The sequence below is a fragment of the Vagococcus martis genome (assembly GCF_002026305.1).
GTDB classification, from domain to species: Bacteria; Bacillota; Bacilli; order Lactobacillales; family Vagococcaceae; genus Vagococcus; species Vagococcus martis.
Window position 1 is genome coordinate 2208745 of sequence record NZ_MVAB01000001.1, and the last position, 23963, is coordinate 2232707.

Below are 23963 nucleotides of genomic sequence, written 5' to 3' on the forward strand. Positions count from 1 at the left end.
TGTTGAATTACAAAAAGTTCTTTATTTCTTAAATCACTATACTTTTTAATAGGAGGATAAAAGATGTCATTTAAAACAATCGACGAAGCAAATCAAGCAGTCATTGATAAAATTGTACAATCAGCACCATTTTTATTAGATGTAGTACCAGCAAAAAGTGTTATCAAAGAATTAGAAGGTCACATGTTATTACATGCAGGACCACCTATTGCATGGGAAGATATGACTGATCCAATGCAAGGTTCATGTGTGGGAGCTGTTCTATTTGAAGAATGGGCAGATAATGAAGCAGATGCTCGTAAAATGTTAGCAAATGGAGAAATTACCTTTGCACCATGTCATCATTATGATGCTGTGGGTCCAATGGGCGGTATTACTTCTGGTAACATGCCTGTATTAGTTGTAGAAAATAAAACAGATGGAAATCGTGCTTATTGTACAATGAACGAAGGAATCGGAGCAGTGTTACGTTTCGGTGCTTACTCTGATGAAGTCATTACACGTTTACGTTGGATGAGAGATACATTGGGACCAGTGCTCAGCCAAGCATTGCAAACAATGGAAGATGGCTTAAACATCAACGTTTTAGTAGCAAAGGCTATTGCTATGGGGGATGAATTCCATCAACGTAATATTGCAGCATCTCTTGCTTTTTACAAAGAAGTGGGACCAATTATTACACGTTTATCAATTGACGAAACTAAAAAAGAAGAAGTGTCACAGTTTTTAGCTGACACAGATCAGTTCTTCCTAAATATCATGATGGCTGCAGCAAAAGCTGTGATGGATGGAGCAAGAATGATTGAAGAAGGAACCGTTGTTACAGCTATGTGCCGTAACGGAAAAGATTTTGGTATCAGAATTAGTGGTATGGGTGACGAATGGTTTACTGGACCAGTTAACACACCTCAAGGATTATACTTTGCAGGATATAGCGGAGAAGATGCTAATACAGATATTGGTGATTCTGCGATTACTGAAACATTCGGTGTTGGTGGAATGGCAATGATTGCTGCTCCAGCCGTAACACGATTTGTTGGATCAGGTGGTTTCTACGACGCACTAAATACGTCGAATGAAATGTCTGAGATTTGTATCAGTCAAAATACCAACTTCCCTGTACCAACTTGGGACTTTAGAGGAATTTGTTTAGGAATTGATGCAAGGTTAGTTGTTGAATCAGGTGTTACACCTGTAATCAACACAGGTATTGCTCATAAACAAGCAGGAATTGGTCAAATTGGTGCGGGAACTGTACGTCCACCATTGACATGTTTTGAAAAAGCAATCACAGCTTATGCTAAGAAATTAGGAATGGCTAATTAATGTGTGCTTACACGTTCTCAAGTGATTATCATGGGGAAAAAGTAGAAACATTATTATCAGATAGCTCTAAAGACGTGTCATTTCATAGTGAATTTAAATCTGGGGTGAATGTGAAAGTAGGAGATGACTTATTGTATATCAGTTATCCCTATTTTCAAATACCACCATTTGGATTGATGTTAAGAAAAGAAGTAATGGATTATATTAAACCGTTATTTAAAGAAGCTAAACTCTCGCTTCATCAAGGAAGATTAGTTATTGGAGATTTTCAATTAACATTAGAAAAAAGTAGGGAAGTATCAACTTATATTCAAAAAAAGGAATTAAAAACAGATTTATTTTTAGAATCATTAGAATTTTATGCCAAACAGTCACCATTAATAGAATATTCATTAAATGAAAACTTAGAGAAACTTGTAATGGAGTTAATTGGGTTTGGTCAAGGCTTAACACCATCTGGAGATGATTTTATAGTGGGGTTACTTGCTTTAAACAGTCGAATAAATTATTTACCATCATCTATCTTTTCTGTGATTGAGAAAAAAATTAACGCCAAACAAACGACAGATGTTTCTATAGCCTATTTGAAAAGTGCTTTAGAAGGTCAGTATAGTACAGCAGTAGTCGAAGTTATGAATAAATTAGACAATCCTGTAGGACTATCAAAAGCATTAGAATTACTAGCACAAACGGGACACTCATCAGGAAAAGATACGATTTATGGGATGTATTATGGATTAACATTAATTCAAAAATAGGAGGAAATTATGGGGAAAAAAGTTGTATTAGCTTTAGGCGGAAACGCGATTTTGCAACCGGGACAAGTTGGAAATTATGATGTTCAAAAAGGAAATGTAGAAACAAGTGCGAAAAGTATTGCTAAAGTGGTAAATGAAGGACATAATGTTGTGGTAGTTCATGGTAACGGACCGCAAGTTGGTCAAATATTACGTCAAAATGAATTATCCAAAGAAGAAGTACCTGAGCAACCGCTACCAGTTTGTAGTGCAGAATCTCAAGGTTTTATTGGATACATGATGCAAGAATCATTAAAAAATATGTTACCTACTAAACAAGTTGTTACATTATTAACAATGACAGAAGTTGATAAAAATGATGAGGCATTTAATCATCCAACAAAACCAATAGGATCTTTTTATAGTAAAGAGGAAAGTATTGAACTAGAAAAAAGTAAAGGATGGGTTATGGGAGAAGATGCCGGACGCGGTTATCGTCGATTGGTACCATCGCCTGAACCAAAAAGTATTGTGGAAGTCGATACAATCAAAACACTAATTGATAATGGAACACTTGTTGTTTCAACTGGTGGAGGAGGCATCCCTGTTGTTAGAGATAAAGACAATCAATTATCAGGAGTTGCTGCAGTCATTGATAAAGATTCTTCGGCACTAAAATTATCAGAAGAATTAGATGCTGATGTGTTAATGATACTGACTGATGTGCCAAATGTTTATATCAATTATGGTAAACCAAATCAAGAAAAATTAACGATGTTATCAATTGAAAAAGCACAACAATATTTTGATGAAGGTCATTTCTCAGATGGAAGTATGGGACCTAAAATGCAAGCATGTATTGAGTTTGCAAAACTAGGTAAAACAGCTATTATTTGTTCCTTAGAAGATGCTGCACAAGCTTTAGCAGGTAATGCTGGAACACAGGTAATAGGAAAATAAAAAAAAACCATCGCCGATTTGGTGATGGTATTTTTTATTTTTGTAAACATATGAGCCAATTCATTAATTGATGGTAGGTTTTTTTTGTTTGCACATCATCCACTAATCGATCAAAATCATGTGGTAAATCATTAAGAGTGTACATGTCAGATTTAGTGGCTAAGTCATGTAGATAGATTGATTGTGTATAAGGAACATCTTGATCGTCTTTACTTACCGCAATAAATAGAGGTGGTAAAGCACGAATGTCATCGTCTGTTAACGAATAGTTTTCTATATCTGATACTTGATCAAGCATTTTGTTAATCCAGACACCACGTTGGCGATAGGATAAGTAAATAGGAAATCTTTGCTCGATGGGTGCATTAAATAAAGGCTGTTTTTGGATAAGAGGGGCAATCATGACATCATCTAGTAAAGGATATTGTGTGTAAAAATCACTTGGTTTTTTAAGTTCTTTATCCATTAGTGAATAGTATCCATAAAAAGAAATGATTGCTTTTGGTTTAATATCTAAAAACTTAGCACTCAAAATCAATGACAGATAAGCACCAGCTGAACGTCCAAATAAAATAAAATCATCATTAGTTGTAAACTTCGATACTCCCCAATTAATGCCATCTAGTAAACTATTAATCAATTTTTCTAGTGAACTTTCAGGGATTAACGGATAGTCAAGAGCTAGTATATTAAATCCTAATTGTGTAAATTTTTCAATATGAACTAATGGTAAATCATCTTTTGAACCATAGATTAGTCCGCCACCATGAATATAAATAATCAGTGGATTGTCTTTATTTTGTTTTGTACTTTTATGAAATGTGGCCTCTATTCGATTGTTTTCTCTGTCAGCATAAGAATAAACCGTCATATTTTCAACTCCTTTATATAAGATTATATTAAAAAAAGAAAATAATCTTTGGGCGAAAAGTCCAAAGGTTACTTTCTTTTTGTGCACGAGTTAAGGTTCAGTTAGCTCCAAAGCTAAACGTAACTTAAAGCTATTTTCAGGAGTATCAATTTTACAATCAAGAAGTTCTTCAATGTTGTCAATACGATATTTTACTGTGTTTCTATGGATAAATAACTCGTTGGCAGTTTTTGTAATTTCACATTGATTATCAAGGAATGTCTTTAGTGTTTTTCTTAATTCGATATCCATTTCACTTTGCGGATAACTTAGTATTTTTAAACAATCTTGACTGAAATATTTTGCTTCTTCTTTTTCTATATTTTCTAGTAAACGTGTGATTCCTTTGGGTTTGTATACGGAAACAATTTCTTTATTATTAAATTCGGTTCGCTCTTTGTCAATGATTTTTGCTTCATTTAATGATTTTGCTAGGTAATCAAGGTGTGAATACGGTTGTCCACAACTGAATAATACGTTTATAGGTAGTTTTTTTTGAATTAAATGATTAAGCGTTTCTAATTTTTCTTTTAAATCAGATGAACTGATTTCTTTTTGCAATAAGATAATACTATTATTGATTATTTTATCTAGAAAGACTACAGAACCTGGTAGTTCTTTTACCATATGAGTATCTAACCACTCATAAGTTAATTTTAATTTTTCTTCGTATCGTCTAGACGTATAGACCATGCTAGATGTTTCTTGGACGCGAACGTAAACCATTTGGTAGAAAGAAGATAATTTTATACCAAAATTGGATTCATATTTGAACCACTCTTTTTCATTAAATAAGCTTCTTTCTTGTCTATCGATGAGTGTTGAGAGGTAGTCACTTTTTCTAAGCTTGTTGACTTCATATAGCTTATCATTTTTTAAAATAGTAAAACTTAATACCATTAGGCCTTGGTCAATAGCAAATTCCGTTACAGGGTATAAAATATTTTTTGGAAACAAAATAACTAAATAGTATGGAAAATAAGTGTGACTTTTTATTGGATACACCGCGATATCAAGTTGATTAATATTTGGAGTATTAATAATAATCGTCGCATTTTTATCGCTTTGAAAGGCATCTTTTTCTGATAGGATATTAATGATGTCTTCAGGAGAATCATGTAATTTATTCCAATTATCAGAAATGGCAATGTTTTCTTTAAAAGGATTTAATAGCATAATCGGTGTATTTGTTAGTTCACCAAATTCTTTTATAATGCGTTGTAATGTCGCGTCATTTAGGAATAAAGTAGAGAATTTACGTTGTATATCAAGAGCATATGCAATTTCGGCTTCTTTTGTTTCACTTAGATAACTCATTATTTCCTTTAATATCGTCCCTAAAGGCTTTGTTGAGGGACATTGTAATATTGGAACGTCGCGCGTATTAGCATAATCGATGATATCTTGAGGTATGCTATCTAAAAACCGCCCTACTTTAATACATAAGCCAGCACATTGTATAATGGAAAGAGAATCTATCAATTGATACATTTCATTTTCTTTATCTTTATAATACATACCAGTAGTTAAAATTAATGTTTGACTAGAAATATAGTTTGCTATATCAGGTGTTTCTGTTATTTCAACATTATTAATCCCTTTTTTTAAATTGGTCTTTTTAGTTAATAAAATTAAATCATTAAACCGTGGAACAGATAGAACTTGTTCTAGTGTTTTCATAAACTGTACCTCCCAATAGCTATTATAGAGAGTTTTATATAAAAAAAAAAGAAAAAGTCTATTTTTGTGCATTTCGTATAACGTATATTTTATTTTGTGCATAATGTATAATGGCATTGTGGTAGCAATAGTTCATAATAAAATAAAGGAGAGATAATTATGAGACAACCATTAAATCATCCAATGAGAACCATTATGACACCAGGACCTGTAGAGGCTTATCCATCTGTTTTAAGAACAATGGCAACGCCGATTTTAGGTCAATTTGATCCTGCTTTTGTAGCAATTATGAATGAAGTCAAAGATATGATTAGAGAGACATTTCAAACCACAAATGAAGAGGCTTTTGTGGTGGATGGGACAAGTCGTTCTGGCATAGAAGCAGCATTGATTTCGCTAATTAGCCCAGGTGATAAGGTATTGGTACCAGCATACGGACGTTTTGCTTATTTATTAGTCGAAATCTGTGAAAGAGCACAAGCTGACGTTGTGATTCTTGAAAAATCATGGGACGGCGTTTTTTCAGAAGAAGAAATAATTGAAGCAGTTAAAGAACATCAACCAAAAATTTTAGCTATGATTCATGGAGAAACAGCTAACGGTCAAATGCAGCCTTTAAGTAAAATTGGCGAGTATTGCCAGAACAATAATGTCTTTTTCGTAGTAGACGTTGTAGCGACTTATAGTGGTGTGGAGATAAAAGTTGATGACTGGGGTATTGATATGGCCATTGCTGGAACACAAAAATGTCTAAGTGTGCCATCTGGTTTATCACTTATCACCTATAGTGACCGAGTGAAAAAGGAAATTAATAAACGCTATCAAAAAGAGCTTGGTTTAGGAGATGATTGCAGAAATGATAATCCAATCTCAAGTAATTACCTTGATTTAACTCAGCTTCAAAGATATTGGAATAAGGACCGAATCAATCATCATACGGAGGCTACTAGTATGATTTATGCACTGCATGAAGGATTACGTCTATATTGTAATGAAGGATTAAGAGAACGAGCTAGACGTCATGAAATTCATGATAGAGCAATTGTTGAAGGTATTAAAGCAATGGGGCTTGAGTTATATGGTGATGAAGCAACTAAAATGCCAACGGTAACACCTGTCATCATTCCAGAAGGAGTAGATGGTGAGTCTGTGAGACAAATGATGTTAGATGATTTTGGTATTGAAATTGCCTCTTCATTTGGTCCATTAGCGGGTAAAGTATGGCGAATTGGAAACATGGGATTTAGTAGCCGAAAAGAAAATGTCTTACAAGTTTTAACAGCATTAGAAGCAGCATTAATTCATCATAATGTATCGATTAATCAGGGTGTAGCTGCTCAAAAAGCATTAAATATTTATCATGAATTAGGAATTTAACAGTTTGACTCTTTATCACAAAAATGTGGTAAAGAGTTTTTTATATAAAAAGTATGATTAACATGATGTTTTGGTAAATATTTTAAGTAAAAACAATGTCTGTTGATTTTTAACTATGTTATAATGACTAGGTTAAAAAATTTTTGAGGAGTTTTAATTATGAAAAAGTTAAAAGTACAAGATTTAATATCGATAGGGATATATGCGACAGTTTATTTTTTTACGGTCTTTATCGCCACTATGTTAATGAGGTTTACTGTGCCTGTGTTTCATAGTCTATTAGTTCCTAGTATGTCAGCATTAATATCTGGTACTCTATATATTATAGTTGCAAATAAAGTTCCTAAATTTGGCGCTATTACATTAGTTGGATCGGTCATGGCGGTCTTTTTCTTTGCTTTCGGGTATTTTCCGTTGGCTTTTTTACCAAGTTTTCTTTTTCCATTATTGGCTGATTTTGTGCAAACTAAAACAAAGATTTCAGACAGTCTAAAACTAATGGTTAGTTATACAATTTTTAGTTTTGGCTTAACAGGTCCAATTTTGCCATTATGGTTTATGAAAGATGCTTATAGCGAGTCTTTATTAAATAAAGGAAAAGACATGAGTTATGTGAATAGTGTATTCGAAGGTGTAAGTACTGCAAGTTTCTTTGTCTCAATGCTTTTAGTTATTATTACTAGTATAATAGGTTTGAAAATCGGGAAAATTATTTATACGAAACACTTTGCTAAGTAAAAAATAAACGAGAGGGGTGAGTTGGCTTTGGAAAATAGATATGTCACGTTTGATCCAAGGAGTAAACTAGTTACAGTCCTTTTTGCTAGTGTGTTACTAATTTCTCGTGCCAATCCATCCATGGAGTTTGTTTTTATAGTATTTATTACATTTTTGTTAAGTATTAGTGGCTCGTTTAAAAAAGGCTTTATAATATTAATTAGTTATGTGTTCCTAAACTTTTTAACAATGACAGTGTTTCATGAGATAACTGGTATTATAACAGCGATTGTGTCATTTGTCTTAGTGGTATATAAAAGTTTACTCCCACCCATAGCAGCAGGGATATTTGCGACACAACATACTTCTGTGGGCGAATGGGTTTCGGCGATGAAAAAATGGCACATTCCAAACTTTCTTGTTATTCCTTTTATTGTTATTTGTCGTTTTTTTCCGACACTTCGTTCTGACGTGAAGTCGATTCGTCAAGCTATGAAGTTTAGAGGAATTGACTTATCTGTTTCAGAAGTGATACGTCATCCTATTCAAGCCATGGAGTATTTTTTAGTCCCTATTTTAAAGCAAGTGGAGTATACCGCTCAAGAATTATCTGCAGCTGCACTTGTGAGGGGATTAGGTTTTGAAGGGAAACATACAAGTGTTATTCCGATTAAATTAAAAATACAAGACTATTTACTACTTGCTAGTTTGTTGGTATTGTTATTAGTTGAGGGTGGTGGTGTTTTTTGATTCAACTCAATCAGGTAACACTTATAAGAGATGAAAAAAAAGTATTGGATAATATCAATTTAACCGTAAGATCCGGAGAGTTAGTTGTGTTGACAGGTGAAAGTGGCAGTGGAAAAAGCTCTCTAATTAGTGTATTAAATGGTTTGATCCCTGAATTGTATGACGGAGAGATATTTGGTCAGTTAACAGTGTTGGATACCCCACTTCCGCCTATTGACTTTAATAAATACGTTAAAGACATAGGTGTTGTATTTCAAAATCCTAAAACGCAATTTTTTACGACGTCAGTATTAAGTGAGTTAGCTTTCTCCATGGAAAATTACGGATTTTCTGCAGAGGATATAAATACAAGAATGAACGATGTTATCGAATTATTTCATTTAGAAGACTTGATTGGTAAAAAAGTAACAGAGTTATCTGGCGGACAAAAACAACGCATCGCATTTGCATCTGCCTGTATGTTACCGCATCGTTTGTTTTTATTTGATGAACCATCTAGTAACCTGGATTATGTAACAATCAAACAATTATCAGATTATATTAAGTTATTAAAACAGCGTGGTTGTACGTTGATTATATCTGAACACAGGTTATTTTACCTATCTGAACTGGCAGATCGATATGTTATCTTAAAAAATGGCAAACTGACCTATGACTTACCAGCTGCTCAATTTAAGGCACAATTTCCGATAATTCAAGAAGAGATGGGATTAAGGAGTTTGCAAGAACCAAAATTATTGAAATCATTTGTTGAAAAGACAGAGCCAGATGACGTCAGTCGAGTACTTCAAATTAAGGATTTAACTTATCAGTACAGTGATCGAAAATCAGTTCTTAATATTCCATCTCTTGATATTTCTATAGATAACATAGTTGGATTAGTTGGACAAAATGGTTCTGGAAAAACAACCTTTGTACAATTGTTATCAGGTTTACTTACAGATAAAAGTCACAGTTTTTCTATTATGGGAGCCAACTTGTCTGCTAAAGAGCGTATTGCGCGGAGTTTTATAGTGATGCAAGATGTTAATCTCCAATTATTTTTTGAAACAGTCGAAAAAGAGTTGCTAGTACAATCAAAAAGAACAGAATTATTTGATGATGTAGTGGATGATCTTAATTTAAGAGGGTTATTAAGTAGTCATCCACAAAATCTTTCTGGTGGAGAAAAACAACGAGTAGCCATTGCTAGTGCCATACTATCTGGAAAAGAGTGGTTGATTTTAGATGAACCAACAAGTGGTTTGGATTATCAAAATATGTTAGCAGTTAGTAAGCTACTAAAAAAGGCTCAATCACTTGGTTTGTTTGTCCTAGTAATTAGTCATGACAATGAATTGCTCTCACAAACAGCATCATGTATTTTGAAAATGGATAACGGTCGGTTTATAAGCTAATTTAATAATCGTTTTTTTGAAAGGAGTGTACTCATTGTTAAGTATGACAGTTTTTTTCTATGTCATTTTTTTGATCGTCCCTTTGATATGTTTTTTTATTTAAATTATTTTCGCCCAACAAGTTTATGGAATGGTTTTTTCTTTCTTGTATCTGCAGCGACCTTATATTCTCTATTTATTTTATTAATAGAAAAAACAAATCAAAGCCTTGCTTTAGTTTTTTTAATTCCAGCTATATTGGTTATGGTATTTCTAAGTGTACTAGGTTTGAGTACTAGTATAGTCGGGTTATTTTGGAATGAAAAAATTCTTTTACAAAGAGAGGGGAAATCATTAAGTAATTTGGTTCCTTTAATTGTTGCGTTATGTTTATTAGGGATTCAGGTTCTAATAATTATTGTCACATTTTATTCGCAAAATGTATTTTTGACAACTTTGTTAGGTTTTACTACAGCTACGTTATCGTATTTAATCTTTTTATTTATTATGTATGCAACAACAGCTGTTTTATATAATCATTTTCCTATTTGGAAGAAAGTAGATTATATTATTATTTTAGGAGCTGGATTGATTGATGGTGAGCGTGTGACACCATTGTTAGCGAGTCGGATTGACCGAGGTGTTAGATTATACTTAAAACAAAAGAGAAATTTAGGTCATAAACCAACGATTATTTTATCAGGCGGTCAAGGAAAAGATGAAAAAATATCAGAAGCACAAGCAATGAGTCATTACTTAGATTCTTTACCTGTGGTTATTGAAAAAGTATATCTTGAAGAACAATCAACCAATACCAAAGAAAATATTCTGTTTTCAGAAAAATTGGCTAGTGTTGTGGATGGTATTAATGATTTTAAAGATAAAAATATTGTGATTGCGACTAATAATTATCATCTCTTAAGAGCTGGTAAAATAGCATCACGTTTAGGTATTCATGCGAGAGGTGTTGGATCTAAAACTAAGTTGTATTATTTACCGACAGCTTTTATTCGTGAATATGTTGGTTATCTTGTGATGACAAAGAAAAAACATTTTTTATTTATTGGATTCTTTTTTATAAGTGCATTGATTCGACTATTTGGTCACGTTATTGGTGGATAATTAAATGGTATGAAAAACGTAACAATTGGAGTTATCCTATTGTTACGTTTTTTTTAAAATAAGTTTTAATTCATAACAAGTGCTAAGTATTATGTCATAAATAGGTACTATGATACTATTTTTTTATTAAAATATATCGTTTTATGAAGTATGGTATACTAGTCAGTATAGAAGGGAATGATTTTATTTGTCTAATATATTAGTTTCTATAGGTTCAACGATTGAAAGCTCAACTGTCCATCATAAAAAGGTAGCAGGAACAGTAGAGTTGATTTTAAAGCACACTGTATTAATACGAGATGAATTTGATGAAACCCATTTAGTACTGATTGAAACGCTCGCGAAACACGGTCTTGAGGTGGATGAGGAAACCTATATATATAAAAGTAGATATAGTAGAAGATAATCGTGATTTGTAGTCCTTTCATGATGAAAATGCATAAAAAAATAAGCATCTACCATTAATCTAAAGTTAAAAGGTAAATGCTCTTTCAGTACGAACTGGTTTCATCCATTAGGTCGTTACTCCTTATGCAATTTTTTGTAATTCATGTACTGCGTTTTGAATAGTAGTACCTGTTGCCACTTTTGATTCATCATCTTTAAGAAAAACGATAAATAAATTTAAGTCAGTATCTAGTGTTACACGGTACTCTATTGTTGTGTTATTGAATGTCATATAGCATTCTCCTTTCTTATGTATAACGAAAGGCAACTAAAACGTTCATAACGAAATTCCATTACTAATTATAGCATTTAAAAAATATATATGCAAATGAAATTTCATTTGGTTAGTAAAATAATAGAAGCACTAATGAAATGACTCATCAGTGCTTCCTATTATTTTTTATTTTGTTTTCCTTGGTTACGTCCAGCATTACGATTGTTTAGATTATTCTTAGGAGCATTTTGTTTAACTGTTGTGTTCTTAACAGTCGGCTTAACGATTTTTACTGGATTTTTTTCAAAATGTTCCGCAATTTCACGTTTGACTTTTGGTTTGTGATAGAGATTGGTAATAAGAGATTGTATACAACTAAAAATACCACCAATAACCCAATACAATGTCACACCAGCAGGAGCTTTGAATGAGAAGAAAATAATCATAAGAGGAGACATATACGTCATCATTCGCATTTGTTTTTTCTGTTCATCACTCATCCCAATCATACTGATATAACTCTGTAAGAAATAACTAATACCAGCTAAAGCGACTAATACTAAACTTGGTTTTCCAAGGTTGATACCAAAGAAAATAGACTCTGATATTCCAGGAGTTACTTTTGCTGCGAAAAATAATGCCGTAAAGATAGGCATTTGAATGAGCAACGGTAAGCACCCAATTCCTCCCATAATGTTAATATCATTATCTTTATAAAATTGTTGAAGTTCTTGTTGAGCTGCCATTTTATCTTCAGGAGTTGTGGCAGTTTTCATTTTCTCATTGATAACATCCATATGAGGTTTGATTGCGGCCATCTTTTCCTGTTGAATCATAGATTTTTTCATTTGGTTTAAACCAAGGGGTAAAATAATCAATCGAACAATCATGGTTAGTAAAATGATTGACCAACCAAAACCTAATCCCCAGTTTTCGGCAAAAAAGGTAATTAAGTGACTCATTGGTTTTACTAATAAATTATAGATGATCCCTTCACCAGTGGGAGTACCTGTAGAATCAGTTTTGACACATCCGGATAAAAAGATTAGCATTCCGAAAAGACCAGAACCGATCATCCAACGTTTTAAATTTTTCATTTATTTCTTCCTTTACTATGATCTACGTATATCTACACAAGCAATACTATAACGAATTTTGGAACATAATTCAATTAATTTATGGAAAGAAATTAAGAATAAACCACGTTAAATCGTTTATGCTCTCTAAACGTTGGATTAAAGTCGATTGAGTAATTTGTGACGTTTCCCATTGGTGCAGGAGATTTTTTTACTTCTTCAATGAATTGTTGAACGGCTAGTTTATCACCATTTGCTTCAATATACACGCCACCATCATCGAGGTTTTTAACAATACCATGTACGCCTAGTTCATCGGCGACCATTTTAGTCATATAACGAAAAGCCACTCCTTGTACTCGACCATGCACTGTCATCGATATTTTCATAACATCACATCCTTCATGTTTTCTTAAGTTTATTATACAGTTTTTACTGGGAAATGAGTGAATGAAATAAAAAATCTGATATAATAAAGCAAGTATTGAGAGGAATGAACTAATCATGATGAAACGAATTGAATCATTGACTAATCAATGGGTAAAAGACACGAAAAAATTGCATAAAAAAAAATACCGAGATTTAACCAATAAGTTTATTATAGAAGGGGAACACTCTGTCCAAGAAGCGATTGAAAGTAAGGCTGATGTTGATGTGATTGTGACGACTGATAAGGGGATAGAAACATATCAATCACTATTGAATGAAATCAATGAAGATAAACTGGTGATTGTACCAGATGCTATTTTAAAACAACTTTCAGAATTACCAACTCCACAAGAAATTATAGCAGTCATGAATAAACAAGAAGAATCACAAAGTTTAGGACGAAAAATGTTAGTACTTGATACTGTTCAAGACCCAGGTAACGTTGGAACGATGATTAGAACAGCTGACGCCGCAGGGTATGATCAAGTGATACTCGGAGAAGGGTGTGCGGATGTATATCAATCAAAAGTTCAGCGAGCATTACAAGGAAGCCAATTTCATGTATCTATTTTGACTAATGTAAACTTAGTTCAGTGGATAAACGAAGTCAAAGAGAAAAATATTGTGACGATTGCTACTGCTCTAGATGAAACGGCAATGTCATATGAAGAGATTGGCGAGCAATCATCCGTTGCTATTGTGATGGGGAATGAAGGACAAGGTGTGTCACAAGAAATATTAACACTAGTCGATAAAAAAGTTTATATACCTATGAAGGGAAAAGCCGAATCTTTAAATGTGGCTATAGCTGCTGGAATTGTGATGTTTGAAATATAAATTGTTATAAATTTATTAAAGTAACGATTTTTGATATATTTTTTGAAAATTTACTGATATATTGTTATCATTAATACATAAAAAGTTAATGTTTAAGAAAGAAAGTGATGAAATATGTCATTAAATTGGCAAGAAGATCATGATTATTTAGAGCTTGTAAAAGATCTTATCTATACAGATGACGTTCAAAGTTTAAAAGAATACACACAACACCATTACTCAAATCGTTTGGAACACTCGATTCAAGTATCATATAAAAGCTATCGTTTAGCCAAAAAATGGGGTGGAAATGTCAGAGCTACTGCTAGGGCAGGGTTACTTCATGATTTATTTTTTTATGATTGGCGTCAAACAAAAATGGGTGAAGGCTCGCATGCTTACGTTCATCCAAGAATTGCTTTAGAGAATGCCAAGAAATTAACAGATATTTCTCCATTAGAAGAAGATATTATCGTTAAACACATGTTTGGGGCGACGATTGCGCCACCTAAGTATAAAGAAAGTTACATTGTGACATTAGTAGATAAGTACTGTGCGTGTGAAGAAGTCATTAAACCATTGTTAAAAAAAGTTAAAGTAAAAGCAGTTGAATATTCAAAAGTAGTACATTTTTGAGCTGACAGATAGTATTTGTCAGCTTATTGTTTTATACTATAATTACGGATGAAATGTTAGTATAAGGGGGCAGTCTATGAATTCCTGTGAAAAGAGACAATTTGAGTTATGTCCAAAGTTTGAGAAGACGTTTGATATGCTGGGAAAAAAATGGAATGGGTTAATTATCGACGTGTTATTGGAAGATGGCACACAACGTTTTGTTGAGCTCGCTAATAAAATACCAGAAGTCAGTGATCGTGTCTTAGTTGAACGATTAAAAGAGTTGGAAGAAAAAGGTATCGTGATGCGACGAGAGCATCCTGTTGAAAAAAAACGCATTGATTATTCTCTAACAGAAAAAGGTGAGTCCCTTCGCCCAGTGATGGTGGAAGTACAAAATTGGGGAGAAAAGTGGATGTAAGAATCATCTTGACGAGGCATTTTATTTCTTGTACACTTTAGCTATATAGTAAAAAACGTTTATGGAAACGAGTAATTTAGTATTTTTCTCGCTCAGGGAGGTTTGCCAAAGACTGAAAGCAAACTGTGAAAAAGCTAGACGAAGTTCACTTCCTTAGTTGTTTGGTTATCAAACCGGTGATTATTATCATCGTTAACAAATAAAGATGCTTTAAGCATAAAAATTGGATGGTACCACGAGACATCGTTCCTTTTATAAGGGATGGTGTCTTTTTTTGTTGGATTAAGAAAGGATGAAAAAAATGGAAATCAAAGAAAGATTGGAATCACTACGTAAAGATTTTATTGAAAAAATTGCGCAAGTGGAAACATTAGACCATTTAAATAACATACGGGTTGAGGTAATGGGTAAAAAGGGAAGTATGACTGAAATACTTCGCGGAATGAAAGATTTATCAAATGAAGAGCGACCAGTTGTTGGTAGTTTGGCTAATGAAATTAGAGATGTATTATCAACACAAATTGATGAGAAAAAACAAGAACTTGAAGAAGAAGCACTTAATCAAGCATTATTAAATGAAACAATTGATGTCACATTACCAGGTAAAGTGTCAAGTACTGGTACGCCACATATTTTAACGCAAGTGATGCAAGAAATTGAAGATGTCTTTTTAGGTCTAGGTTATGAAATTATTGAAGGATATGAAGTTGAAAAAGATTACTATAACTTTGAGCGAATGAACTTACCTAAAGATCACCCAGCTCGTGATATGCAAGATTCATTTTATATTACAGATGATATGTTATTACGTACACATACATCACCTATTCAAGCACGTACGATGGAAAAACATGATTTTTCAAAAGCACCACTTCGTATGATTAGTCCAGGTAAAGTTTACCGTCGTGATAGTGATGACGCGACTCATAGTCATCAATTCCATCAAATCGAAGGATTGGTTGTTGATAAACACATTACAATGGCAGACTTAAAAGGAACGCTTGAAGTGTTACTTAAAAAATTATTCGGTGAAGATCGTCATATCCGTCTAAGACCAAGTTATTTCCCATTTACAGAGCCTTCAGTCGAGGTGGATATTAGCTGTTTCAAATGTGGTGGTAAAGGCTGTAATGTATGTAAACACACTGGCTGGATTGAAATTCTAGGTGCAGGTGTTGTGCATCCAAGCGTTCTTGAAATGTCAGGCATTGATTCAAACGAGTACAGTGGATTTGCCTTTGGGTTAGGACCAGATAGAGTGGCGATGTTGAAATATGGTGTTAATGATATCCGTTATTTCTATCAAAATGACGTCAGATTCTTAGAACAATTTAAGGTAAAGGGGTAGAGATAAATGTTAGTATCATATAAATGGTTACAAGAATTAGTTGATATAAAAGATATTGATGTAAATCAATTAGCAGATAAAATGTCTCGTTCAGGTATTGAAGTAGAAGATGTCGCGATTCCTGAAGAAGGACTGAAAAAAATTGTTGTTGGAGACGTTAAAGAATGTGTTCCTCATCCAGATAGTGATCACTTATCAATTTGCCAAGTAGATGTTGGTGAAGAAGAGTTGTATCAAATTGTTTGTGGTGCGCCAAATATAACGGCAGGCAAAAAAGTGATTGTGGCTTTGCCGAACTCACGTATTACTGGAAATGTAAAAATTAAAAAAGGTAAAATGCGTGGTGAAGTGTCTTTAGGTATGATTTGTTCATTGCAAGAATTAGGTTACTCAGATAGTGTGGTTCCTAAAGAATATTCTGAAGGAATTTATTTCTTACCAGAAGATGCAGTACCAGGTCAACCAGTATTCCCATATTTGGAAATGGATGATGCAATTATTGAATTATCTGTCACACCAAATAGAGCCGATGCTTTAAGCATGATAGGGGTAGCTTATGAAGTAGCCGCGATTTATGACAAAGATATCACGTTACCAACTGTGACAATCAATGAAAATCCAGATGAACAAGTGGAAAATTTTGTGTCAATCAAATTAGCAGATGAAGAAGATGTGCCATCATATGGAATGAAAATTATCAAAGATGTCACAATTAAAGAAAGCCCAATGTGGTTACAAACTCGTTTAATGAATGAAGGAATTCGTCCGATTAATAATATTGTCGACGTAACAAACTATACTTTATTATTATTTGGTCAACCACAACATGCGTTTGATTACGATAAACTTGATTCAAAAGAAATCTATGTTCGTCGTGCAACAGACAAGGAAGAGTTGACAACCTTAGACGGCGTTGAACGTGAGTTAACTACCGAAGACTTAGTGATTGCAAATGGTAAAAAAGCCATCGCTTTAGCTGGTGTAATGGGTGGAGAAAATACCGAAATCACAAATGATACCACAACAATTGCATTAGAAACAGCTGTTTTTAATCCAACTCGTGTTCGTCGTACAGCAAGAAGACTAGCTTTATCAAGTGAATCGAGCCGTCGCTTTGAACGTGGAATTAACTGGTCAGTGATTCGTCAAGCTAGTGAATTTTCTGCCAACTTAATGGCTGAACTTGGTGGTGGGTCGATTGTGACAGGTGAAGCTCTTGTTGAATCAAGTGTTCCAACAGAACCAACTATTTCAATCACTTTAGACAAAATTAACCACTCACTAGGAACTGATTTATCAGCAATGGATGTAGAAAAAATCTTCTTACAATTAGGATTTGACGTGTCATTAAGTGGTGAAACATTTGATGTGACAATCCCATTAAGACGTTGGGACATTAAGATTCCAGCAGATTTGATTGAAGAAGTTGCTCGTATTTACGGCTATGACAACTTACCATCTACTTTGCCAAGTGGTGCCTCTTTACCAGGTAAATTATCATTTAAACAACAAATGATTCGTCATATCAGATCATTACTTGAAGGAAAAGGACTAACTGAAGCGGTTAGTTATGCATTGACTTCTCCAGAGTCTGCTACCCAATTCAAATTAGATACAGATAACTTAGAAGACATTGTGGAACTTGATTTTCCAATGAGTGAAGAACATTCAGTCTTACGTCAAAGTTTAGTTAATGGCTTACTTAAAGATGTTTCTTATAATGTCGCGAGAAAAGCAAGTGGTGTAGCATTTTACGAAATCGGTCATGTCTTTAATTGGTATGACAAATCAGATTTACCGAAAGAAACCACTCATTTAGGTATGGCGATGACAGGTGTTTCTCGTAAAAAAGACTGGAAAGAATCACAAGAAGTAGTTGATTTTTATACAATGAAAGGTATTGTCGAATCATTAATTAGTTTCTTAGGACTTGAAAATGAAGTGGTTTATCAACCAAATCAAACACTAAAAGAGATGCATCCAGGACGCACAGCAGATATTTTAGTAGGTGAAACTCGCGTTGGGTTTGTTGGACAAATCCATCCTAAACTTTCTAAAGAAATGGATTTAAAAGAAACATATGTTGTTGAAATTGACTTAGATAAACTATTTGAGTTTGTACCAGAAGATAATGTTTACAAAGAAGTAGGTAAATACCCATCAATTAAACGTGATATTGCCTTGTTAGTTGATGAAACAGTGTCTCATCAACAAATTGTTGATGTTATTGAAGCAAATGGTGGTAAAAACTTAAGATCTGTTCATCTATTTGATTTATTCAAAGGAGAAAAATTAGGTAAAGGGAAAAAATCTCTTGCTTATTCTCTCGTATTCCAAAATGATGACTCAACTTTAGTTGAAGACGAAGTAGTTTCTGTTATGAACAAAATAGAAAAAGCGTTAGTTAATGAGTTAAATATTGAAGTCAGATAATATGAAAACAATTAGTGTGTGATAATAATCATGTGCTAATTGTTTTTTTATTTAAAAGGAAAGAAAAATGAATGAAAGTTTGGTATTATAGACAGGATAATATATTAAAGGAGATTAGGATGGGATTAAAAAAGTTTTTGAGAAGATTATTTGTGGGAGTAGTCTTTTTTAGTTTTGTATTTGCAACAAAAACTTCAGCTGAAGAGATGCCAAATATGATGGATTTAATCAAAGAGTCAGGCTTTACGGTAAATGAACTCGATAAACCTAAAGGAGCGGTTTTGATAGATGCGAATACGGGTCAATTTTTGTGGGGAGAAAACCCGGATGCACCACATAATCCAGCAAGTATCATGAAGTTAATGGTTGTCTATTTAGTGTATCAAGCGATAGAAGAAGGGAAACTATCACTTGATACAGAGGTCGAAGCAACAGAGCGTTATGTGGCGATTTCACAAATTTACCAACTAAGTAACAATAAAATACAGTTAGGTGTGTCATACCCTGTTAAAGAATTATTAAAAATGGCAGTAGTGCCATCTTCTAATGTTGCAACAGTGATGTTAGCGGACTTGATTGAACCAAATGCCGTATTCATGTTACAAAAAATGAATGACACTGCGAAAGAATTAGGTATGACAAACACCAAAATAGTAAATATTACTGGAGCGGAAATTAGTGCATTTCAAGGGATGTATGCAGCAGAAGGGGTAGATACATCAACTCTTCAATCAACGGCGTCTAATGTGACAACTGCTAGAGACCTTGCGATATTTACTTACTTTTTATTGACGAAATACCCAGATATATTAACGATAACGAATACGCCAAAAGTAACGTCGATGAGTGGAACACCTTATGAAGAAACATTTGATACCTATAATTATTCTCTACCTGGATTAGAGTATTCCTATGAAGGGGTGGATGGTTTGAAAACAGGGTCAAGCCCGACAGGTGGATTTAATATAGATATGACAGCCAAAAAAGGGGATTTACGCCTTATCGCGATTGTTTTAGGTGTGGGAAATTGGGCAGATCAAACGGGAGAATACAAACGCCATCCCTTTGCTAATGCCATGCTAAATTATGGTTTCAACCATTATGAATACAAAGAATTATTAACAAGTGGTGAGCACGAAATTGATGACAAAACGATTACAACCGAATCACCGTTACTTGATACAGTCAAAAAAGAAGAAGCCTATACACTTAAACTTAATGATGATGGAAAAATTGTGGTAGAAAATGGCTTAGAAAGAGTGTCAGATACCATTCCACAAATTGCAGTGACATACAAAGAAAAAGAAGAAGAACAAAATCCTGTGAAAAAAGTGTTAACTAATCCATCAGTAAACGAAATTACCTCATCAAGTTTTGTCAAAAAAATGTTAAAACACTGGAAAGTAATCGCAGGATTAATTGGTGGTTTAATTTTTTTACTATTTTTAATAATATGGTATATTAGAAAAAGAAACCGACGAAAAAGATTAGAAGCGAGAAATAGATATCGTCGAAGAAGATAAATTGTCGGTAAAAATAAGGGAGGATGTAATGATGACAGAACAGACTTACTATACTCTAAAAGACGGTAATAAAATACCGGTAATAGGTTTTGGTACATGGCAAGCTGAAAATGGGGATATTGCTAAACAAGCAGTTAAGTCGGCACTAGAATCAGGGTATCGCCATATTGATACAGCCATGATATATGGTAACGAAACCAGTGTTGGTGAAGCTATTAAAGAAAGTGGCATCCCACGTGACGAGTTATTTGTTACCACGAAACTATGGAATCATGATCATTCATATGATAAAGCCAAACAAGCGATTAATGAGTCGCTTGAAAGGTTAGGATTAGATTATTTAGATTTATATTTGATTCATTGGCCAAATCCAATTGATTATCGTGAAAACTGGCAAGAAGCAAATGCAGGTGCATGGAAAGCCATGGAAGAGGCAGTGAATGAAGGGAAGATTAAAAGTATTGGTGTATCTAACTTTTTAATTCATCACTTGAAAGCACTAGAAGAAACGGCTGTAATTCAACCAGTGATTAATCAAATCTATTTAAATCCAAGTGATCAACAACATGAAATCGTGGATTATTGTAGAAACAAAGGGATTATTTTAGAAGCTTATAGCCCTCTTGGTACAGGAGATATTTTTAAATTAAAAGAGTTAGAAGAAATTGCAGACACACATCATAAGACTGTGGCTCAAGTTGTGTTGCGTTGGTCGTTACAAAAAGGATTTTTACCTTTGCCAAAATCAGTGACACCAAGTCGAATTAAAGAAAATATTGAGTTGTTTGACTTTGAGTTATCAGAATTTGATATGGGATTAATTGATGCACTACAAGGTAAAGCTGGTTCTGCAAGAAATCCGGATGAAGTTACCTTTTAAAAGGCTCTCTAGTGAAGAGCCTTTTTCTTCATTTAGTAAGAAAATAAATGGATTGGAGAGATTGATGGAAAAGTTAATAAAGGTCATATCAAATAGAGCAGTCTTAATAGTCTCATTAATCTTGATACAATTAGGTGTATTGTTTGCTATTGTGTTTAGATTTCAGAATTACTTTGTCTATTTTTATACATTCTATTTGATTATTTCTAGTGCCGTTATCATAAAAATAATCAATAGTCGAAGTAATCCAGCCTATAAAATTGCTTGGATTATTCCTATCATGTTAATACCAATTTTTGGGACAGTCATTTATTTAGTCTTTGGTCGTGTTCGTTTCAGTAAAAAAGAAAAAATGAAGATGGCAATGGTTCAAGAACGAGAGCGAATGGCTAACGAGAGTACTGTTGCTAAAACGACGATAGAAGATGGGAACCCAAATGCTATTATTCAGTCTAATTATCTTAGCAAACATGGTGAGGCTTCTTTATTTGAGCATACGACAAGTGAGTATTATCCGTTGGGGGAGGAAGCTTTCAAAGCGATGATTGAAGACCTTGAAAAGGCTGAGAAGTATATTTTTATGGAGTACTTTATCGTCCATGAAGGTGAGATGTGGGATACAATGCTTGACATCATGGTTAGAAAAGCCAAAGAAGGTGTAGATGTTCGTTTCATTTATGATGATTTTGGTTGCTTGTTTACTCTACCTCATGGTTATGATAAAAAGTTACGCGAGCAAGGCATTAAGTGTTGTGTATTTAATCCATTTATTCCAGTATTATCGCCAATTTTTAATAATCGCAATCACCGAAAAATTACTGTGATTGATGGAAAAGTTGCTTATACAGGTGGCATTAACTTAGCGGATGAATATATTAATACGATCGAACGATTTGGTCATTGGAAAGATAATTCGATTAAAGTTGAAGGTGAAGCAGCTTGGGTCTTTTCTCTTTTATTCTTATCAATGTGGGATTTTGTGAATTCAACCGAAAGCAACATTGAAGAGTTTATTCCAGAATATGCTCCTGGAGAATTACCAGAGAATCAGGGTTATTATCAACCATATGTGGACTCACCGTTTGATAGAGAAACAGTCGGGATGAACGTGTATTTAAACTTGATTAATCGTGCGACAGAATATGTTTATTTTACAACACCTTATTTGGTGATTGATAATTTATTAATGGAAGCGTTATGTAATGCTGCTAAGGGTGGCGTTGATGTTAGAATCATAACCCCTCATATACCGGATAAATGGTATGTTCATGCTGTGACGAAATCCAACTATGCACAATTAATCGAAGCAGGTGTCAAAATATATGAATACACACCAGGTTTTATTCATTCAAAAACGTGTGTTGTAGATGGACTTTATGCAACAGTTGGAACGGTGAATTTAGATTACCGTAGTTTGTTCCTACATTTTGAATGTGGTGTGTGGATGTATAAAACAAATGGCGTTGATGCTGTATTACAGGATCATATGGAGACTGAAAAACTCAGTCAACAAATTTCATTGGAGCAAGCAAAAAATGTGTCGTTTCCAAAAAAAGTAGTGCGAGCATGTTTGTCTGTGTTTGCGCCACTATTGTAAGAAATTAGAGAGATAAAAAATGAAAGAGTGAAAAAAATGCAAGCAGTTTATTTAGATCATGCCGCAACAACACCAATGGCTCCAGAAGTCGTAGAAGAGATGACACGAGTGATGTCAACTATATATGGTAATCCTTCAAGTGTGCACCAATTTGGTCGCCAAGCTGAGTTTGAATTAGATAAGGCAAGAGATGTCGTTGCTTCTTCGATTGGTGCACAGCCACGCGAAATCGTCTTTAATGGTGGTGGTTCTGAAGGTAATAATACAGTGTTGTTGGATATTGCTAGACAAATGAGACACAAAGGAAATCATATTATCACAACAAATGTGGAACATTCAGCAGTAATCAAACCACTCGAAACATTAGAAAATATGGGATTTGAGGTTACTTATTTACCAGTTGAATCAACAGGACACATTAGTGTGACACAATTAGCATCAGCTATTAAACCTGAAACTATCCTCGTTTCAGTGATGTATGGTAATAATGAAATTGGAACGCTTAATCCGATAAAAGAAATAGGTCAATTACTTTTTGATCAAGATATTTTATTTCATACAGATGCTGTTCAAGCATTTGGAACAGAAACAATCAATGTCGATGATTTAAAGGTTGATTACTTAACTATTTCAGCTCACAAAATTAATGGACCTAAAGGAGTTGGGTTTACTTATATTCGTTCAGGTCAACCAATTCCTGTATTGATACAAGGTGGCGATCAAGAAGAAAGAAGACGTGCGGGGACTGAAAATTTAGCAGGAATAGTTGGTTTAAAAACGGCTGTATCACTTCTTACAGCAGAGAAAAAAGCTGTAAATAAAGAACATTATAAACAATTCGAACGTCTTATTTTAGAAGCATTAGATGAGCAACAGATAGAGTATCAGATAAATGGAGACACAGAAAATAAATTACCTCATATTTTAAACATTTGGTTTAAAAATGTTCCTAATAATATTTTGTTATCTCGTTTAGACTTAGCTGGTTTTGCCATATCAATTGGATCGGCTTGTAGTGCAGGAGACGTAAAACCATCACGCATTATTCAAGCTATTTATTCAAACGACAGTAATGCAGCTAAAGAATCAGTCAGAATGAGTTTTGGCTATGGGGTGACTAAAGAGCAAATTATTGAATTTGCACAAACCTTAGTATCAACGGTTCAATCAATTTTAAAAAAATAGTTGGTATTTGTAAACAGATTC

22 protein-coding genes are annotated in these 23963 nt (G+C 33.8%); 17 read left to right on the forward strand and 5 right to left on the reverse strand.

The annotated features are described in order from the left end of the window. Positions 1–63: 63 nt before the first annotated feature. The 3 genes from BW731_RS10765 to arcC are packed head-to-tail and all read left to right on the forward strand — an operon-like array spanning position 64 to position 3023. Complete coding sequence (locus tag BW731_RS10765; RefSeq protein WP_079348073.1) at positions 64–1326, forward strand: YlbE family protein; 1263 nt, start codon at positions 64–66, stop codon at positions 1324–1326. Further along, on the forward strand, positions 1326–2084 hold the full coding sequence (locus BW731_RS10770) for a DUF2877 domain-containing protein (protein WP_079348075.1): 759 nt from the start codon (positions 1326–1328) through the stop codon (positions 2082–2084). The genes BW731_RS10765 and BW731_RS10770 overlap by 1 nt, the downstream gene beginning before the upstream one ends. Before the next feature lie 9 nt (positions 2085–2093). Next, on the forward strand, positions 2094–3023 hold the full coding sequence (arcC, locus tag BW731_RS10775; RefSeq protein ID WP_079348078.1) for a carbamate kinase: 930 nt from the start codon (positions 2094–2096) through the stop codon (positions 3021–3023). Between the two features lie 34 nt (positions 3024–3057). On the opposite strand, the gene BW731_RS10780 is transcribed toward arcC, so the two are convergent. Next, a complete protein-coding gene (locus tag BW731_RS10780; protein ID WP_079348080.1) occupies positions 3058–3894 on the reverse strand; it encodes an alpha/beta hydrolase in 837 nt (278 codons plus the stop codon). Positions 3895–3984: 90 nt separating this feature from the next. Beyond that, positions 3985–5613 (reverse strand): PucR family transcriptional regulator, encoded by a 1629-nt coding sequence (locus tag BW731_RS10785; RefSeq protein WP_158080213.1) that lies wholly within the window; start codon positions 5611–5613, stop codon positions 3985–3987. 159 nt (positions 5614–5772) lie between these two features. Here BW731_RS10785 and BW731_RS10790 point away from each other — a divergent pair, with 159 nt between their 5' ends. The 5 genes from BW731_RS10790 to BW731_RS10810 all read left to right on the forward strand — a co-directional run bounded on the left by BW731_RS10790 (position 5773) and on the right by BW731_RS10810 (position 10955). Next, positions 5773–6990, forward strand: a complete 1218-nt coding sequence (locus BW731_RS10790; RefSeq protein WP_079348084.1) for a pyridoxal-phosphate-dependent aminotransferase family protein — start codon at positions 5773–5775, stop codon at positions 6988–6990. 159 nt (positions 6991–7149) lie between these two features. Then, positions 7150–7728 (forward strand): MptD family putative ECF transporter S component, encoded by a 579-nt coding sequence (locus BW731_RS10795; protein ID WP_079348086.1) that lies wholly within the window; start codon positions 7150–7152, stop codon positions 7726–7728. A 27-nt stretch (positions 7729–7755) separates the two neighbouring features. After that, positions 7756–8457 carry an energy-coupling factor transporter transmembrane component T gene (locus BW731_RS10800; protein WP_158080214.1) on the forward strand — a complete coding sequence of 234 codons (702 nt, stop codon included), beginning with the start codon at positions 7756–7758 and terminating at the stop codon, positions 8455–8457. Continuing rightward, positions 8454–9854, forward strand: a complete 1401-nt coding sequence (locus tag BW731_RS10805) for an ABC transporter ATP-binding protein (protein WP_079348090.1) — start codon at positions 8454–8456, stop codon at positions 9852–9854. The genes BW731_RS10800 and BW731_RS10805 overlap by 4 nt, the downstream gene beginning before the upstream one ends. Before the next feature lie 267 nt (positions 9855–10121). After that, entirely contained in the window at positions 10122–10955 is an 834-nt protein-coding gene (locus BW731_RS10810) for a YdcF family protein (RefSeq protein ID WP_158080215.1), read from the forward strand. Between the two features lie 529 nt (positions 10956–11484). Here BW731_RS10810 and BW731_RS12745 read toward each other — a convergent pair. From BW731_RS12745 to BW731_RS10825, 3 genes are all read right to left on the reverse strand, one after another. Next, on the reverse strand, positions 11485–11634 hold the full coding sequence (locus BW731_RS12745) for a hypothetical protein (protein ID WP_169817662.1): 150 nt from the start codon (positions 11632–11634) through the stop codon (positions 11485–11487). A 161-nt stretch (positions 11635–11795) separates the two neighbouring features. Beyond that, positions 11796–12713, reverse strand: a complete 918-nt coding sequence (yidC, locus tag BW731_RS10820; protein ID WP_079348096.1) for a membrane protein insertase YidC — start codon at positions 12711–12713, stop codon at positions 11796–11798. 92 nt (positions 12714–12805) lie between these two features. Further along, positions 12806–13081, reverse strand: a complete 276-nt coding sequence (locus tag BW731_RS10825; protein ID WP_079348098.1) for an acylphosphatase — start codon at positions 13079–13081, stop codon at positions 12806–12808. A gap of 115 nt (positions 13082–13196) precedes the next feature. Between BW731_RS10825 and BW731_RS10830 the strand changes: the two genes are divergently transcribed. From BW731_RS10830 to BW731_RS10870, 9 genes are all read left to right on the forward strand, one after another. Next, positions 13197–13958, forward strand: coding sequence for a TrmH family RNA methyltransferase (locus tag BW731_RS10830; protein WP_233120462.1), 762 nt, complete (start codon positions 13197–13199; stop codon positions 13956–13958). A gap of 114 nt (positions 13959–14072) precedes the next feature. After that, entirely contained in the window at positions 14073–14573 is a 501-nt protein-coding gene (locus tag BW731_RS10835; RefSeq protein WP_079348100.1) for an HD domain-containing protein, read from the forward strand. 76 nt (positions 14574–14649) lie between these two features. Then, positions 14650–14976, forward strand: coding sequence for a winged helix-turn-helix transcriptional regulator (locus tag BW731_RS10840; protein ID WP_079348102.1), 327 nt, complete (start codon positions 14650–14652; stop codon positions 14974–14976). Positions 14977–15277: 301 nt separating this feature from the next. Continuing rightward, positions 15278–16324, forward strand: a complete 1047-nt coding sequence (gene pheS / locus BW731_RS10845) for a phenylalanine--tRNA ligase subunit alpha (protein ID WP_079348104.1) — start codon at positions 15278–15280, stop codon at positions 16322–16324. Positions 16325–16330: 6 nt separating this feature from the next. Beyond that, the gene (gene pheT, locus BW731_RS10850) at positions 16331–18757 is read left to right on the forward strand and encodes a phenylalanine--tRNA ligase subunit beta (protein ID WP_079348106.1); all 2427 of its coding nucleotides are present in this window, start codon (positions 16331–16333) and stop codon (positions 18755–18757) included. 119 nt (positions 18758–18876) lie between these two features. Next, the gene (locus BW731_RS10855; RefSeq protein ID WP_158080216.1) at positions 18877–20280 is read left to right on the forward strand and encodes a DUF1958 domain-containing protein; all 1404 of its coding nucleotides are present in this window, start codon (positions 18877–18879) and stop codon (positions 20278–20280) included. A gap of 31 nt (positions 20281–20311) precedes the next feature. Continuing rightward, positions 20312–21160 (forward strand): aldo/keto reductase, encoded by an 849-nt coding sequence (locus BW731_RS10860; RefSeq protein WP_079348110.1) that lies wholly within the window; start codon positions 20312–20314, stop codon positions 21158–21160. Between the two features lie 64 nt (positions 21161–21224). Further along, complete coding sequence (gene cls, locus BW731_RS10865; protein WP_079348112.1) at positions 21225–22757, forward strand: cardiolipin synthase; 1533 nt, start codon at positions 21225–21227, stop codon at positions 22755–22757. 36 nt (positions 22758–22793) lie between these two features. Next, on the forward strand, positions 22794–23942 hold the full coding sequence (locus BW731_RS10870; RefSeq protein WP_079348114.1) for a cysteine desulfurase family protein: 1149 nt from the start codon (positions 22794–22796) through the stop codon (positions 23940–23942). Positions 23943–23963: the final 21 nt, after the last annotated feature.

Coding starts and splice junctions, on each gene's coding strand:
- arcC (WP_079348078.1), top strand. CDS start 2,094: ATGGGGAAAAAAGTTGTATTAGCTTTAGGCGGAAACGCGATTTTGCAA.
- BW731_RS10835 (WP_079348100.1), top strand. CDS start 14,073: ATGTCATTAAATTGGCAAGAAGATCATGATTATTTAGAGCTTGTAAAA.
- BW731_RS10770 (WP_079348075.1), top strand. CDS start 1,326: ATGTGTGCTTACACGTTCTCAAGTGATTATCATGGGGAAAAAGTAGAA.
- BW731_RS10855 (WP_158080216.1), top strand. CDS start 18,877: ATGGGATTAAAAAAGTTTTTGAGAAGATTATTTGTGGGAGTAGTCTTT.
- yidC (WP_079348096.1), bottom strand. CDS start 12,713: ATGAAAAATTTAAAACGTTGGATGATCGGTTCTGGTCTTTTCGGAATG.
- BW731_RS10795 (WP_079348086.1), top strand. CDS start 7,150: ATGAAAAAGTTAAAAGTACAAGATTTAATATCGATAGGGATATATGCG.
- pheT (WP_079348106.1), top strand. CDS start 16,331: ATGTTAGTATCATATAAATGGTTACAAGAATTAGTTGATATAAAAGAT.
- cls (WP_079348112.1), top strand. CDS start 21,225: ATGGAAAAGTTAATAAAGGTCATATCAAATAGAGCAGTCTTAATAGTC.
- BW731_RS10840 (WP_079348102.1), top strand. CDS start 14,650: ATGAATTCCTGTGAAAAGAGACAATTTGAGTTATGTCCAAAGTTTGAG.
- BW731_RS10860 (WP_079348110.1), top strand. CDS start 20,312: ATGACAGAACAGACTTACTATACTCTAAAAGACGGTAATAAAATACCG.
- BW731_RS12745 (WP_169817662.1), bottom strand. CDS start 11,634: ATGACATTCAATAACACAACAATAGAGTACCGTGTAACACTAGATACT.
- pheS (WP_079348104.1), top strand. CDS start 15,278: ATGGAAATCAAAGAAAGATTGGAATCACTACGTAAAGATTTTATTGAA.
- BW731_RS10780 (WP_079348080.1), bottom strand. CDS start 3,894: ATGACGGTTTATTCTTATGCTGACAGAGAAAACAATCGAATAGAGGCC.
- BW731_RS10765 (WP_079348073.1), top strand. CDS start 64: ATGTCATTTAAAACAATCGACGAAGCAAATCAAGCAGTCATTGATAAA.
- BW731_RS10870 (WP_079348114.1), top strand. CDS start 22,794: ATGCAAGCAGTTTATTTAGATCATGCCGCAACAACACCAATGGCTCCA.
- BW731_RS10830 (WP_233120462.1), top strand. CDS start 13,197: ATGATGAAACGAATTGAATCATTGACTAATCAATGGGTAAAAGACACG.
- BW731_RS10825 (WP_079348098.1), bottom strand. CDS start 13,081: ATGAAAATATCGATGACAGTGCATGGTCGAGTACAAGGAGTGGCTTTT.
- BW731_RS10790 (WP_079348084.1), top strand. CDS start 5,773: ATGAGACAACCATTAAATCATCCAATGAGAACCATTATGACACCAGGA.
- BW731_RS10785 (WP_158080213.1), bottom strand. CDS start 5,613: ATGAAAACACTAGAACAAGTTCTATCTGTTCCACGGTTTAATGATTTA.